Here is a 15493-nt window from a genome sequence, read left to right on the forward strand (position 1 = left end):
ATCTTAATAATTAATCTAAGTCATATAAAAAATAGTTATCATAATAATTTTTTTATAGTTTTAAGATTTATTTATGGTAATGTTTTTGCATTGTTTTGCTATATAAGGAAGTTCCATGACTCATTCAACCAATCCTTTGGTGCGTTTTTATTTTAAAGTAGGGCTTATTCCTCAAATTGTTTTGGGTTTGCTCTTTGGTATAACATTAGCAGCAATTTCTCAAGAAGTTGCGTTAAATATGTCTTTTATTGGCTCTCTCTTTATTAATGCCTTAAAATCCGTTGCGCCAATTTTGGTACTTATTTTAGTTATTGCGTCAATATCTAATCACCAACGTGGTAAACGCGCTAATATGGGTAAACTTTTTGCCCTATATTTTTCGGGTATGATGTTGGCCGCTTTGTTAGCAACTATTGCTAGTTTCATCTTTCCTTCTGATATTTCATTAGGTGATGCTGCTGATCAGAGCAAATTAACGCCTCCAGGTAGTATTATTGAAGTATTAAAAACTCTGCTAAATAAAATGATAGACAATCCTGTTAATGCGCTTGTTAATGCTAACTATATTGGGCTCATTGTTTGGGGAGTCGGAATTGGTATTGCATTAAGACACTCAAGTGAAACAACCAAAACGATGATGAGCGATCTTTCTTTAGCAATTTCATTCATTGTAAAAATCATTATTCGTTTTGCTCCATTAGGGGTTTTTGGTTTGGTTGCTTCAACACTTGCAGAAACAGGATTTGGTGAATTACTTAAGTATGCTCATCTATTAGTTGTATTAGTATCTTGTATGTTAATTGTGGCATTGATTATTAATCCATTATTAGCTTATATTGTAATGCGTAAAAATCCGTATCCATTGGTATTTACCTCATTAAAAGATAGTGCTATTCCTGCTTTCTTTACTCGTAGCTCAGCAGCAAATATTCCAGTTAATATCGAAATTTGTAAAAAATTAAAAATGGATGAAGATACTTATTCTGTCGCTGTACCACTGGGCGCAGCAATTAATATGTCAGGAGCGGCAATTACTATCACTATTTTAACGTTAGCTACCGTAAATTCTTTGCATATAGACGTTGATATTCTTTCTGCAGTATTACTTTGTATTGTGACGAGTATATGTGCTTGTGGTGCATCAGGAATCGCAGGTGGTTCATTACTGCTTATTCCTGTCGCTTGTAGTATGTTTGGAATACCTAACGAAATTTCAGCTAAAGTCATTGGTATCGGTATAGCTATTGGTGTCATTCAAGATTCGGTTGAAACTGCGCTTAATTCATCAAGTGATGTTGTATTTATTGGTGCAGTATCAGAAAAAGTAAAACGTAATGAAACAAAATAGTTTTTTGATATTTAGAAATTAGTTTGTACTTACTTTAATAGCCTGATAAATAATAAATTTATCAGGCTTTTTTACAATTAAAAAGGTTTAATCACAAGGCCAATTATTGCATTTAGTGATATGACTATTTATCATAATTTAAAGCTCAATCATTGATATTCACCTAATATGTTGGAACTCTATGTCAATTAATCAAAATACTTTTGCAATAACACCTACAAGAATAGGTAATACAAAAAAAGGTAATGAGACAAGATCTGCCTTGATTCGTAGTGGAGTAGAGTTGATGACTACTTATGGGTATATTTCATCAAACATTGAAAGAATCTTAAAGCAGGTAGGAGTCCCCAAAGGTTCTTTTTATCATTACTTTAAAAGTAAGGAAGACTTTGGAATAGCAATTATAGCTAGCTATGACAGTTTTTTTACTCACAAATTAGATAAGCATTTAACCAATTCATCGATTGGTTCAGCTATTGATCGAATTTTAGCTTTTTATGAAGATGCAAAGCAAGGTATGGCAAAATATGATTTTAATCGAGGTTGCCTAATCGGTGAATTGATACAAGAAGAATCGTTATTACCGGATGGGTATGCACAAATACTTGAACAAATTTTACAAAATTGGCAAGCCAAACTTGAAAAATGCTTACTACTGGCACAACAATCTGGAGAATTAAGTTCACAAGCCAACTGCAAAGCACTTGCAGAATTTTTTTGGATTGGTTGGGAAGGTGCAGTAACTCGAAGCAAATTAATAAAAAAATCACAACCTTTAGATCTGTTTATGCAACTTTTTTTTGATAAAATCATCAATTAATATCAAAAGTTAATTTTGATTTATTTACCAATGCCGTCTTATTTTACAAACGCCATCTTATTTTACAAACACAATAACGACCATCAAAAGACACTTTGCATTATTTCGATTGCCTATCTTTAGGCAATATGATACAAATAAAAACGAATTGTCAAATTAGCTAGTTAAGCAAAAATCGATAATTTCAATAGTTAATCTTTCCACCCTGTACTTTGTGACACCATTTTATTTGTAAATAAAGCTATTTTATTTGTATTCATAAATGTCTTTAAATAATGTTTTTAATTTTCAATAGGTTATTTTTTGTCTTCTTAAATGAAGGATCAGTTTTCATTTGGTTAATCTCTAACAGCATCTTCAATTAAAAGCTATATTTTACATAAATAGAATCATCTCTGATTAAGTGAGAGGAAATAATGAACAAAGTCTATAAGCTTATCTGGAATGCAGTTCGTCAAAGTTATGTTCCGACTTCGGAAAAAACTCAATCAAAAGGTAAAAGTTTTTCGGTTAATTTGCTGACAGTCGTTAGTTTAACTTCTGTGTTAACATCTAACAGCTATGCAAATGACACAGCCAACGATTTAAAAAATGACATACCTATTCAAAAGAGCATCATCAATCAATCATTAAACTTGTCATACAATGACAAATATCAACAAAATTTTATTAATCAACGTGCCGGTATCAGTCCCTTTGCTAACACAAAAATCATTACAATATCAAACGACATTGAAAACGCAAGTGATGGATACGACTTATCAACTGATACCAACACTACTGATCTCACCTTTAACCAAGCTGCTGGCTCAATAACCGGTCAAAATAGTGGTGTAAACATTTCTCACGGCGGTATTGGTTCAAGTAATATCATGCTGTCAGGTGTCATAACAGGAAAATCGGATAATGGACTTGTCGTAAAGAACACTGATACTACAAAAGATTTAAAAGTCACACAAATGGCTAACAGTACTATTCAAGGCAAAAATAATGGTATTGAAGTTGAAAATAAAGGTAATGGAACCACAACACTCACCACATCTGGACAGGTTGTCGGTGAGCAATCTAACGGAATACAAGCTAATAATGATAAGAATTCAAAGGATCTTAAAGTTATACAACTAGTAGGTAGTATATCTGGCGGCGCCAACGGAATTTATGCAAACAATAGCGGGCTTGGATCGACAAGTGTCACAACCTCTGGCGAAGTCATTGGCGCCCACAATGAAGGAATTTACGTACATAACGATAAAACCGCCAAAGATATAAACGTTACACAAATGAAGGGCAGTAGTATCAAAGGATACTCAAATGGTGCAAGTATTATTAACGACGGTATAGGCTCAACCTTGGTTAATGCGTCTGGAAATATTGAAGGCCAAACCACAAATGGAATGTTTATCATTAACTATGAACAAACAGAAGATCTCACCGTCAATCAAATAGAAGGCACTATTCATGGTAGTACCAACGGCATTAACATGAATAATTATGGTCGTGGTTCAACACTTGTCACGACCTCTGGTAATGTCATTGGTGATCAAGATGACGGGCTATTCAACACCAATGATACCAACGCTTATGATCTTACTCTCAATCAATTAGCAGGAAAAATTCAAGGTAAGAGAAATGGCATCAATATGGCGAATAATGGTAAAGGTTCAACCTATATCACCACATTAGGTGAAATTATTGGTACTGAAAATGATGGGCTCTATTCCATTAACGGCAATAGCAGTCAAGATCTAATTGTACATCAATCAGGCGGTACTGTGCATGGTAAACTTAATGGTATCAATCTTGCCAATCATGGAAACGGATCAACCACCATCAATTCCGTTGGTGATGTCATTGGCGATCAGAATGATGGTATGTATGTGGCTAATGATGCCAACACACAAGATCTAACCATTAAACAAAACAGCGGAAAAATCAATGGTAATTTAAATGGCATTAATCTTGCAAATAAAGGGAAAGGCTCAACATTTATCACAACTAAAGGAACTGTGATAGGCAACCTAAGTGATGGCATGTATGCAATTAATGAAAATACCACTCAAAACATTATCGTAGAACAATCTGACGGTAGCATTCAAGGTAATAAGAATGGTATTAACATGGCAAATAAAGGGAACGGTTCGACCCAAATTACGACATCGGGTGAAATAATTGGTAAAAATAACGATGGTATGTATGCTTTTAATGATATCAATACGCAAAACATTACCGTCAATCAAGAACAAGGAAAAATAAACGGTAATTTAAACGGCATTAATATGGCCAATAGCGGAAAAGGCTCAACCACAATCAACACATCAGGCGAAGTGATTGGCAATCAAAATGACGGTTTATATTCAGCAAATCAATCCAATACCCAACATTTAACCATTAATCAATCCGCTGGAAGCATTAAAGGGAATAAAAATGGGATCAACATTGCAAATCATGGGAATGGATCGACCTCAATTTCAACCGCTGGCACAATAAAAGGTCAAAATAATGATGGTATGTACGCGTTAAACGGCGCGAAATCACATGATCTAACCGTTAAGCAATCATCTGGGGATATTTATGGTGAATTAAATGGTATCAATATGGCAAACAACGGGCTTGGTGACACTAACATTACTACTTTAGGATCAGTAACGGGTGCACAATACGATGGATTATATGCCGTTAACGATGTAAAAACCCAAAATATGAAGATAAATCATATAGGCGGTGACATTACAGGCAAAAAAAACGGTATCAATATTACCAACAAAGGGCAAGGTTCATCATATATAACATTAAGCGGAAATGTAACCGGTTCAACTTTTGATGCGGTCGTTGCTTCAAATCATACAACTGCTCAAGATTTATCGGTCTTACTCGATAATAATGCCACTATTCAAGGACAACTTAATGGTATCAATTTAGTCAATAAAGGTCATGGCTCAACCTCTATTAACATTAATGGAAGCGTCATAAGTCATTCTTTAGATGCATTAATTGTAGCAAATGACACAACAACCAAAGATTTAACCTTTTCGCTTCAAAATCATGCAAATATTCAGGGAAGTAAAAATGGTGTCAATCTGACTAACCAAGGACAGGGATCGACAACCATTACTGTTGAAGGGAACATTAAAGCAGGACACGGCGATGCGATCTCTGCCTCGAATAAAAATAATGCTCAACATCTCTATATTGATCAGAAGTCAACAAGTAGCATAACCAGCTCGGAGAATGGGATTAATGTGACTAATTTAGGTACCGGTTTTTCATCCGTTACCGTATCGGGGAAAGTCAATGGTGACAATGGATCAGGAATATTAGTGAAAAATGGCAACACATCGAGTGATCTCATCTTATCGCAAACAGCGGGTAGCATCATTGGACTAAATAGTGGGATTAATGTCACCAACAACGGGACAGGCTTTACCAGAATTGATATCGCTGGTACAGTAATTGGTAAGGGAGAAAACCAACTTAGCCGGCCTGGTGCGGGTATCTATTCATCAGGCAACGTAGGGACAAAAACCTATCTAAATCTCAATGCGGGGGCAGATGTTTCAGCCGTAATAGGCGCATCAATCAAAAATGAAATTAGTGATGCGATCATTACCCTAAATGATGGTTCAAAAGTCAGTGGACTAATTCAGCTTGGCACAGGTAATAATACGCTGACCATTCATAAAAATGCAAATGTGACCGATCTCACCATTATTGATGGTGGTAGTGATGTGACTCGTAATGCACAATCAACTTCAACCGATACACTCAATCTTTACCAAAATCTGACGGGATCATCAACAAGTACAGGACGTATTGGCGATGTTTCTGTTCTTAATTGGGAAAACATCAATGTGGGACAAGCGGTAACTTTTACATTAACCGGTGATTTAGATACACAAAACCTCAACCTAAACTCGGATGCGGTTTTAAAATTACAAAGATCATTAAATCAAGCAACGGTAAACGGTAATGTGAATAATGCAGGCACCATTACGCTTAGTAATGCAAATGCTGGGGAAAATTTAATCATCAACGGTGACTATGTCGGCAACAATGGTAAATTAATACTGGATACTGTTGTACAAGGCAGCGAAAGCGATACCGATAGATTAAATGTGAATGGTCATGTCACTGGAAAAACACAAATACAGATAAATAATGTCAATGGGATTGGGGCTGACACCACAAACACAAACGGCATTAAAATTGTGAATGTAACAGGAAGCAGCACTAATGATGCTTTCAATCTTCAAGGTGGACATTTAGAAGCCGGTGCCTACGAATATTATCTTTATAAAGGGGATCTGAATAAGCAAAACGAAAATTGGTATTTACGCTCCTATTTGAAGAAAGAATCTGAAGATCAAAATAAAGATAAAACCAATAATGATTCGAACAACAATCATCAATCGGGCAATGAAGAAAATAATAATGACTTAAACCATATTATTGGTTCAAATCATGAACAAGAAGATAAAACGAATATCAATAACCGACGCATAACCTATCGAAAACAAGTACCGCTCTATTCAGCTGTTGGTGAACAATTACGCCAAGCTGATATTATCATGCTCAGCAATCTACATCAGCGCATTGGTAATACACCAACCAACGAAGAGACAAACACGTGGGGTAGAATCATTGCTGCACGCAACGATATAAAACAAAATGGCGTATTGAATACTCACAGCAAAGGAAATCACACCGGTTTACAATTAGGTAGTGATATCTGGCAGACTAATCATTGGCGTTTTGGTGCTTATTGGGGTTATCTCTACGGTGATTTAAAAGTTAATGGGTTTGCCAGTGGTGTAAATGGACATGTTGGAAAAAATACCACGAACACGTATTTTATCGGTGCTTATGGTACATATACCCATGATGACGGAAGTTATGTCGATCTCGTCTTGCAAGCGGCTCGACATAAAGTCAATATCAAACCAAACAGTAACGCCGACAGCAAACAAAAAGGTTATGGCGGCACCGCTTCAGTCGAATTTGGTAAACCTTTTACGTTATTTGATAGTGGTTGGAAGCTAGAACCTCAAGCACAAATTATACACCAATGGCTTGATCTGGATAAAAGCCATATAAAAGGTAACACAACAGTCAAACACAGTAACAATAATGCTTGGCTATTCCGTATTGGGGGTAGAGTCGAAAACGAAGTTGACCTTGACCTAGGCACTTTACGTCCTTATGCAAGAGCAAACCTATTCTATTCGCCGAACGGAGATGATCATACACATTTTGCTACACCGAGTTACACAACATCAATCAGAAGTGGAGCTTCACACACCAGTACCGAATTGGCTATTGGTGGAAGTTTTGACATTAATAATCAATTAACCGCCTATGGCGAATTGGGTCATACTTGGTCAAATGGTGGAAATGCCCGAGTAAAAGCTCCAATCAATGGTTCAATAGGCATCAAAGCTAACTGGTAAATAGCGTAATAAACACAGACTAAACCGATATTATGTGATCTTAACAAATATCGGTTTTTTATATGAAAACAATCTTACAAATTTATGCTAGAAGAATTGACCTTAAAATTAACCACATTGATAAAAACAGTTAATACCATTTTTTACGTATCTAATAGATTGAATAATATTGATTGCAATAGACAAGACAGTTGGTCTATAATTTTTAGACCAATTGTCTAGTTACACGAAATCAGCCTGTTAACTGACTTGCTGATCGACCTATTGAGTAAATTAGCAAATCTTATACTACCAAACGTAATAAGGAATAACCATGTCATTCAAAGCGATAGTATTAGAAAAAAATGATACTCACGGTTTTACCTATTCAATAAAAGCCGTACCTCAACAACAATTACTTGCTCAACAAGGCGACACACTAATCCAAGTCCACTATTCAAGTATCAATTATAAAGATGCGTTAGCACTGACTAACAAAAGCCCGGTTGTAAGACAATGGCCAATGATACCGGGTATTGATGGCGTGGGTAGTGTCATTGAATGTGCAAATGGTCACTATCAAAAAGGGGATATTGTCATCTTAAATGGTTGGGGATGTGGTGAAACGCACTGGGGATGTTTAGGGCAATATACCTATTTAAAATCAGAATGGTTAATTCCATTACCGAAAAATATGACTCCTTATCAATCCATGGTGCTTGGCACGGCGGGATATACAGCGGCATTATGTGTGAAACGCATTATTGATTTTGGCGTTAAACCAGAAGATGGCAAGATTTTAGTTACGGGAGCGACAGGCGGTGTAGGTTCAGTTGCTGTCGCGTTATTGAGTAAATTAGGTTATCAGGTTGCTGCCTCCACTAGCAAAGTGGCAGATGAAGATTATCTGCATAAACTTGGTACTGTCGAAATTATTGATGGTCAATCTTTGAAAGAGCCTAATCGACCGTTACAAAAAGAGTTATGGTCTGCAGCAATCGACGTGGTTGGCTCTTATACATTAGCCAATATTTGTGCACAAACTCAATATGGTGGTATTGTTGCTTGTTGTGGTCTTGCGCAAGGTATGGATTTCCCTGCAACGGTTGCACCGTTTATTTTACGAGGAGTGACATTAGCTGGTGTGGATAGTGTGATGGCTAGTTATGATAAACGAATAGCTGCTTGGCAATTAATAGCAGAAAACATGGATGAAAAGCTGTATTCTCATATCGCCCAGACTATTGCATTAAATGAATGCATTGAAGTGGCAAATAAGATGATCGCAAGTAAAATTAAAGGTCGCTTTGTGGTTGATGTAAATAAGTAAATCAATATGCAATAAAGTGGTGTCATTTTACACCACTTTATTAGTACCTAGATCTATTCAGATAAAAATTAACACAATTGATTGTGTAATAATTCTTGTATTCCCTATAATATCAGACTAAATTTACTTTTAGCTGTTTTGAAAGTAAAATTCGCAATGACTGTTTAGAATGATTAATTTTCTTTGAGTATTTTAAATAGGGGAATGTGATATGCCTTATCAAACACGAGATGACTTACCAGAATCTGTTCGACATGTTTTACCTGTCCATGCTCAAGATATTTTTAAAGAAGCATTCAATAGTGCCATAAAAGAGTATCAAGATCCTAAAAAACGACGAGACAATAGTTCACCAGAGCAAGTTGCTTTTCGTGTTGCTTGGTCAGCGGTTGAAAAGCTTTATCATAAAGATGAAAACGGCAAATGGGTTGCAAAATAGTAATTTTAACGATGTATACTTTTTTTAACATTCTCATAATAGTGTATGATTGATGCTCAATAAAAACTAGTATAATCAAAGCCAACATATATGGTTGGCTTATTATTTTTTAAATGGAGACATTAAAATGTTTATTTTCTCTCTTACCTACCTGAAATCCATTAGTGAAGTAGAAAAATACTTACCGCAACATATCGATTATCTAGAACGTCATTATCAATCAGGGCATTTTATTGCTTCTGGTCGCAAAGTTCCTCGTACTGGTGGGGTGATTCTTTGTCGTGCAGAAAGTAAAGAACAAGCACTAGCAATAATGCAAGAAGATCCGTTTTATATTTATCAAATTGCCGAGTACGACATAATTGAATTTGTACCAACTAAATATGCCAACGGATTTGAAGCATTTATTTAATACTTACCAATTGAATATTCAAGCTTAAATATTCAATTTAGTGATATCTTCAAAATTTCATAAATATGATAGGAATTTGCTCGACTAATTGATCGTCATAATCCGCACGCAGATTTAATCAATATCTAAAATTGCAAATTTTTATGAATCCTTTTGCCACTATTCATCCTCTATATAATCAAATAAATGTTATTTAAAAGTCTTAGGAAATGATACTTTTAGCATAACAAAATTAAAAAATTCACAATAATTAAATTATATGAACCTAAAAACCGAAAAACTCATTCAAGCGGCTTGTATGGGCAATAAACAAGCTTTAGAACAATTACTTATCTTTTGCCAACCTGATATTAAAAGGTTTGCTAGGCGAACTTGTTCTTCAACTGAAGATGTTGAAGATGCTGTGCAAATCGCTCTTTGGCTAATGTATAGAAAAATTGGCACATTGAAAACAATAGCGACTTTCGCCAGCTGGTTATTTCGAATTATTGAAAGGGAGTGTTATCGATTATTTAGAGCTAGACAATCAAAAAGTATTAATAGTGAATTTAATCTAGAAAACATCGCTATGCAAAATACAGATTTGAGTCTGCATATTGATTTAACCAATGCTATTGGTTCGTTACCATTCATCTATCGTCAAGTATTAATTTTGCGCGATATTGAAGAATATAGTGCACCCGAAGTTGCTGAAAAATTGGGTATCACTATTGAGGCAGTAAAAAGCAGATTGCATCGAGCAAGAATGATTATAAAAGAAAAGTTGGATTCAAAAACCTATCTAAATTATCTTTTAAGATAAGTTGATACTGTTCTAAATATGTCCTAATTATGTTTAGGACATTCCAGCAATGCATATCTATTTTCCTTATCAATACGGAAAATATTGGTTCGTAATTCGATTTTTTTCCTTTTATACTTAACTTGAATTCTTAATAATACAGGTGCTTGATTATGAATAATAAAGGTTTAGCAAAAGATTTTTTATGGGGAGGCGCTGTTGCTGCTCATCAATTAGAGGGTGCTTGGCAAGCTGGTGGTAAGGGTCCTAGTGTTGCCGATGTGATGACTGTTGGATCGCCTAAAAGTTATCGAAAAATTACCGAAGGAATCATTCCTGGTGAGTATTATCCTAATCACGAGGCTATCGACTTTTATCATCATTATAAAGATGATATTAAACTCTTCGCTGAAATGGGGTTTAAATGTTTTCGAACTTCGATTGCTTGGACTCGAATTTTTCCTAAAGGTGATGAACTGGCACCCAACGAAGAAGGGCTAAAATTTTATGATGATCTATTTGATGAATGTTTAAAATACAATATTGAACCAGTTGTTACCCTCTCACATTTTGAATTACCTTACTATTTAGTTACGGAGTATGGTGGTTTTCGTAATCGTAAATTAATTGATTTCTTTGTTCGCTTTGCTGAGGTCTGTTTTGATCGTTATAAAAATAAAGTGAAATATTGGATGACCTTTAATGAGATCAATAACCAAGCTAATTTTAATGAAGATTTTGCGCCTTTCACTAACTCAGGTATTTATTACAAAGCAGGTGATAACAGAGAAGAAATCATGTATCAAGCTGCGCATTATGAATTAGTTGCAAGCGCAAAAGCGGTGCAAATAGGTCATGCTATCAATCCTGATTTTCAAATTGGTTGTATGATTGCCGTTGTGCCAATCTATCCGGAAACCTGTAAACCAGGTGATATCTTAATGGCTCAAAAAGTCATGGAGCGCAAGTATTTCTTTACTGATGTTCATGTTCATGGTCAATATCCTAATCATATTATCAAATACTGGCAACGCAAAGGCTTTAAATTAGACGTGACAAGCCAAGATCTCGAAGTATTAGAAAACGGTACAGTCGATTACATTGGTTTTAGTTATTACATGTCTAATGCGATTAGAAAAAAATCAGATAACTATGAATATAATGAAAAAACCGATTTAATTGGTAATCAATACGTTAAAAAATCTGATTGGGGGTGGCAGATCGATCCGGAAGGTTTGCGCTACACATTAAATTGGCTAACTGATATGTATCATTTACCGCTTTTCATTGTGGAAAATGGATTTGGTGCATATGATAAAGTTGAAGCTGATGGAAGTATTCATGATAGTTATCGTATTGAATATCTACGAGAACATATTAAACAAATGAAGTTAGCGGTTGAAGAAGATGGTGTAGATTTGATGGGATATACTCCATGGGGTTGTATTGATTTAGTGTCAGCTGGAACTGGTGAAATGGAAAAACGTTACGGCTTTATTTATGTTGATAAAGACAATAAAGGTAATGGAACCTTAAAACGTAGCCGTAAAGATTCATTTGCTTGGTATAAAAAAGTCATTGAGTCAAATGGTGAAACCTTATAACGATTTAAATTCATTAGGAGAAGTTATGAAAAAAGCGTTAATTATTTGTGCAGCTGGCATGTCATCATCGCTTATGGCCAAAAAGGTAACTGAATTTTTTGCTAGTAAAAATGTACCTATTGAACTTGATGCGGTATCTGCAACTGAAGGTAGTAATAAAATTAAAAATAGTGATTTTTCACTGTTTTTAATTAGTCCACAAACCATGATGATGTTTGATAAATTAAAAGCATTAGGTGATGAAGTGGGTAAACCTGTTGTGAGTATTCCTTTTCAGGCTTATATTCCAATTCAATCTGGTATTGAACAACTAGCTAAATTAGTTGAGGACAATATTAATTAAATTTAGGCAAATCTGAGTTCTACCGTTCTTGATGCGATTGTTTAGTTTAATAATCGCATCATAGAAGTAGCTTATATTTTAATGACTTGATCTTTTAGGATAATTCTCATTAATAGTTAAGGTATAGTAGATAATGATAAAACAAAAACAACGAGAACTTATTAGTTTATTAATTCGTTCTAAAAATGGATTTAAAAGTAGTCAAGAACTCGCGGAGGAATTATCGTTATCAGATCGTACTGTACGTACCTATCTTAAAGATTTAAAAACATTAATAGAACGCAATGGCGGTAATATTGTTAGTAAACAAGGCTATGGTTTTCAACTTGAAATATTAGATCGAACTGCATTTAATTTATTTTTGATTGAATATCATTTATTAGATAAAAATATTGAGAAATCCCAATGCCGGGAAGCAAGTGAACGAAAGCACTATATCCTTAATTTATTATTACTTGAAAGCCAAAAAATTGATGTTGAAGCATTATCTGAACAGCTATTTATTAGCTCATCCCAATTGAATAAAGATATTACGGAAATTAAGTCCCAATTACAACCTTATGAACTCACGCTTAAAAAAAGCCATTCTTTAATTTATGTTGATGGTGAAGAAAAAGCTAAACGTCATTTTATTATGAGTTACTTTTTTCATGAGGATTCAATCAATTTTTTACACCATTTATCCTATTTTAATCAAGCATGTGAAGCAATTAGCTTTGATACCTTAACTATCATTATTTTAGATGAGTGTCGTGAAGCGAATATCAAATTATCTGATGTAATGATTCAAAATATAGTCCTACATTTGTCATTAAGTATTAAACGTTTGCAGTCGGGGCTTACAATCCAAAATCTTGATTTACTTGTTTCAGCTGATTCAGCTATTGAATATCAAGTTGCTAATCGAATCATCGCTCGTATTGAATCGATAATTGGTTTTCATTTTCCTAAAGAAGAGCAAATGTACCTTACGCTACATTTGATGAGTAAATCAAATTTAATCCAAGACGATCTTGATGAAGAACTTGGCGCTTTATTAACTAATTTACTTTTAAAAATTGAACAAGAAACAGGCTATCCTTTTTGGCATGATGAACAGTTGAAAAATGGGTTAATTCAGCATTTAAAACCAATGCTTGTGCGTTTAGCACAGAATATAAAATTAGAAAATCCTCTAATAGATGAAATTAAAAGCCAATATGGTGAAGTTTTTGGGTTAGTTAAGCGTTACTTCAATCAATTACCCAATTTAAATAAATATAATGTTATTGATGATGAGTGGGGGTATTTAGCACTTCATTTTCTGGCATCACTGGAAAAATTAAAAAATGAACAGAAAGCTAAAGTATTAATTATCTGCGCAACGGGGCTTGGTAGTGCACAATTACTTAAAAATCGAGTAGAAAGTGAATTTGATGAGCGAGTAAAAATTATAGCAACACGTGGTTATTATGAAATAGAACAAGAGATGTTAAATGATATCGATTTTATTATTTCTTCTGTCGATTTATCATCCAAAGTATTTAAAGTACCAGTATTTCATGTTTCTGTATTTTTTTGTGAAGAAGATGTTCAAGCAATTCGCCGATATCTTTCTCATAGACAAACCCCCAATTCATTACCCAAAAATTTCTTACCAATTGATGATAAAAAACAGAATCATTCAAAATATATAGCTCAAGTATTTGATGAAATTGCTGCTGATTATTTTTACTTGTGTCCCAATAAACCATCTAAACAAGCCGTGTTGGATCATTTGCTTGATTTATTATCTATCAATGAATCAAAGAACTTTAAGCAAGAGATGAAAAAACAGATGGAAAAAAGGATGGCGTTAGGTGAAATAATCTTTAGTCCAACCATAGTGGTTCCTCATCCAGCTATTCCAGTAGGTAAGATAGCCAAAATAGCGATTGCTGTTATGCCTCAAGGTGTGAGTTGGGATATAAATTATCAAGATGTTAAGTTTATTTTTATGATTTCTCCATCAATATACCAAAATTCCAACTTAGCTATGATGACCAAAGCGATTGTCAATTTAATTGATGATTTAGCTATGCAAGATGCAATGTTAAAAATTACCGATTTTAATCAATTCAAATCTTACTTTATCCAACTAATTGAAAAAGGAGCGTAGCAATGACTGACATAATGAGCTCGGAGGATATTCAAATTACTGCTTTCAATATTATTTTGCATAGTGGTAATGCCAAAACCAAAATTCACCTTGCATTTAAAGCGATGAGAGAGGCTAATTTCGAACAAGCAACGCAGTTACTTGAAGAAGCCAATCATGAGATTTTAGAAGCACATAAATCTCAAACTGAATTGCTTCAATCTTATGCAAGTGGCACTAAAATTGAGATGGAAATCATTATGGTTCATGCTCAAGATCATTTGATGACGACGATGACATTGAGAGAAATTGCTATTGAGATGTCCCATCTATATCAACAAACATATAAGTTATCAAATCAATAAAGAGGTTTGAGATGAATACACCACTTGAAAGCCAACTTAAATTACATAAAAAAGTTAGTTTGACTAACCTCTATTTTAATCGCTTTTTAGCGGTTCGTTATGCTACAGCATTTTTTTTGTTTATAAATCTCTATTGGGCAGTTTTTTTGATGGGAAGTTTATCTATAGCTATCGTGCTACCTATTATGCTCATAATACTTGCTACGCTAACCAGTTTTGAGCAAATTAAACTTTATCGAAATCATAAAAACCATCTACGCTATGCAAGTTTATTTTATCAAATAATGTTGATATCTATCATTGCGTTAATTGTTTCGATATTCACTCCATTATTTCACTTTTTCTTTCCATTCTTAAAAAATTCACAAGAGGCCATAAACATACTATTGGGAATAATGTTAACAAGTTTAGTTTTTACAATTCTTATATTAATAAAATTGAAAAAAATCGAACGTAATGAGGATAAACATTTTAAAAGAATTCAAGCTTATCAAGAAATCATTAATTAAATG

The 15493-nt window shown here is 34.2% G+C and carries 12 protein-coding genes; all 12 read left to right on the plus strand.

Annotated features, from left to right (window positions below; genetic code table 11):
- Positions 1–115: 115 nt before the first annotated feature.
- The 12 genes from sstT to J3U23_RS02170 all read left to right on the plus strand — a co-directional run bounded on the left by sstT (position 116) and on the right by J3U23_RS02170 (position 15490).
- Positions 116–1348: a serine/threonine transporter SstT gene (sstT, locus tag J3U23_RS02115; protein ID WP_065734369.1), complete on the plus strand. Its 1233-nt coding sequence runs from the start codon at positions 116–118 to the stop codon at positions 1346–1348.
- A gap of 181 nt (positions 1349–1529) precedes the next feature.
- The gene (locus J3U23_RS02120) at positions 1530–2168 is read left to right on the plus strand and encodes a TetR/AcrR family transcriptional regulator (RefSeq protein WP_267337478.1); all 639 of its coding nucleotides are present in this window, start codon (positions 1530–1532) and stop codon (positions 2166–2168) included.
- Positions 2169–2584: 416 nt separating this feature from the next.
- The gene (locus J3U23_RS02125; RefSeq protein WP_267338299.1) at positions 2585–7612 is read left to right on the plus strand and encodes an autotransporter outer membrane beta-barrel domain-containing protein; all 5028 of its coding nucleotides are present in this window, start codon (positions 2585–2587) and stop codon (positions 7610–7612) included.
- Between the two features lie 313 nt (positions 7613–7925).
- Positions 7926–8921, plus strand: a complete 996-nt coding sequence (locus tag J3U23_RS02130) for an MDR family oxidoreductase (RefSeq protein ID WP_267338300.1) — start codon at positions 7926–7928, stop codon at positions 8919–8921.
- 211 nt (positions 8922–9132) lie between these two features.
- A complete protein-coding gene (locus J3U23_RS02135; protein WP_267330175.1) occupies positions 9133–9360 on the plus strand; it encodes a ChaB family protein in 228 nt (75 codons plus the stop codon).
- Between the two features lie 127 nt (positions 9361–9487).
- Complete coding sequence (locus J3U23_RS02140; protein ID WP_065734374.1) at positions 9488–9772, plus strand: YciI family protein; 285 nt, start codon at positions 9488–9490, stop codon at positions 9770–9772.
- A 259-nt stretch (positions 9773–10031) separates the two neighbouring features.
- A complete protein-coding gene (locus J3U23_RS02145; protein ID WP_267338301.1) occupies positions 10032–10574 on the plus strand; it encodes an RNA polymerase sigma factor in 543 nt (180 codons plus the stop codon).
- A gap of 152 nt (positions 10575–10726) precedes the next feature.
- The gene (locus tag J3U23_RS02150) at positions 10727–12157 is read left to right on the plus strand and encodes a 6-phospho-beta-glucosidase (protein ID WP_267330177.1); all 1431 of its coding nucleotides are present in this window, start codon (positions 10727–10729) and stop codon (positions 12155–12157) included.
- Between the two features lie 25 nt (positions 12158–12182).
- Positions 12183–12500 carry a PTS cellobiose transporter subunit IIB gene (locus J3U23_RS02155; RefSeq protein ID WP_065563107.1) on the plus strand — a complete coding sequence of 106 codons (318 nt, stop codon included), beginning with the start codon at positions 12183–12185 and terminating at the stop codon, positions 12498–12500.
- A 133-nt stretch (positions 12501–12633) separates the two neighbouring features.
- A complete protein-coding gene (locus J3U23_RS02160; protein WP_267338302.1) occupies positions 12634–14637 on the plus strand; it encodes a BglG family transcription antiterminator in 2004 nt (667 codons plus the stop codon).
- A 2-nt stretch (positions 14638–14639) separates the two neighbouring features.
- On the plus strand, positions 14640–14981 hold the full coding sequence (locus tag J3U23_RS02165) for a PTS cellobiose transporter subunit IIA (protein WP_065563080.1): 342 nt from the start codon (positions 14640–14642) through the stop codon (positions 14979–14981).
- Between the two features lie 11 nt (positions 14982–14992).
- The gene (locus J3U23_RS02170) at positions 14993–15490 is read left to right on the plus strand and encodes a hypothetical protein (protein WP_065563079.1); all 498 of its coding nucleotides are present in this window, start codon (positions 14993–14995) and stop codon (positions 15488–15490) included.
- Positions 15491–15493 lie beyond the last annotated feature (3 nt).

Source organism: Gilliamella sp. B3367 (assembly GCF_026536825.1).
GTDB classification, from domain to species: domain Bacteria; phylum Pseudomonadota; class Gammaproteobacteria; order Enterobacterales; family Orbaceae; genus Gilliamella; species Gilliamella apicola_E.

Excerpts from the sequence above, each read along its gene's own strand:
- sstT (WP_065734369.1), top strand. The coding sequence starts at position 116 with ATGACTCATTCAACCAATCCTTTGGTGCGTTTTTATTTTAAAGTAGGG.
- J3U23_RS02120 (WP_267337478.1), top strand. The coding sequence starts at position 1,530 with ATGTCAATTAATCAAAATACTTTTGCAATAACACCTACAAGAATAGGT.
- J3U23_RS02125 (WP_267338299.1), top strand. The coding sequence starts at position 2,585 with ATGAACAAAGTCTATAAGCTTATCTGGAATGCAGTTCGTCAAAGTTAT.
- J3U23_RS02130 (WP_267338300.1), top strand. The coding sequence starts at position 7,926 with ATGTCATTCAAAGCGATAGTATTAGAAAAAAATGATACTCACGGTTTT.
- J3U23_RS02135 (WP_267330175.1), top strand. The coding sequence starts at position 9,133 with ATGCCTTATCAAACACGAGATGACTTACCAGAATCTGTTCGACATGTT.
- J3U23_RS02140 (WP_065734374.1), top strand. The coding sequence starts at position 9,488 with ATGTTTATTTTCTCTCTTACCTACCTGAAATCCATTAGTGAAGTAGAA.
- J3U23_RS02145 (WP_267338301.1), top strand. The coding sequence starts at position 10,032 with ATGAACCTAAAAACCGAAAAACTCATTCAAGCGGCTTGTATGGGCAAT.
- J3U23_RS02150 (WP_267330177.1), top strand. The coding sequence starts at position 10,727 with ATGAATAATAAAGGTTTAGCAAAAGATTTTTTATGGGGAGGCGCTGTT.
- J3U23_RS02155 (WP_065563107.1), top strand. The coding sequence starts at position 12,183 with ATGAAAAAAGCGTTAATTATTTGTGCAGCTGGCATGTCATCATCGCTT.
- J3U23_RS02160 (WP_267338302.1), top strand. The coding sequence starts at position 12,634 with ATGATAAAACAAAAACAACGAGAACTTATTAGTTTATTAATTCGTTCT.
- J3U23_RS02165 (WP_065563080.1), top strand. The coding sequence starts at position 14,640 with ATGACTGACATAATGAGCTCGGAGGATATTCAAATTACTGCTTTCAAT.
- J3U23_RS02170 (WP_065563079.1), top strand. The coding sequence starts at position 14,993 with ATGAATACACCACTTGAAAGCCAACTTAAATTACATAAAAAAGTTAGT.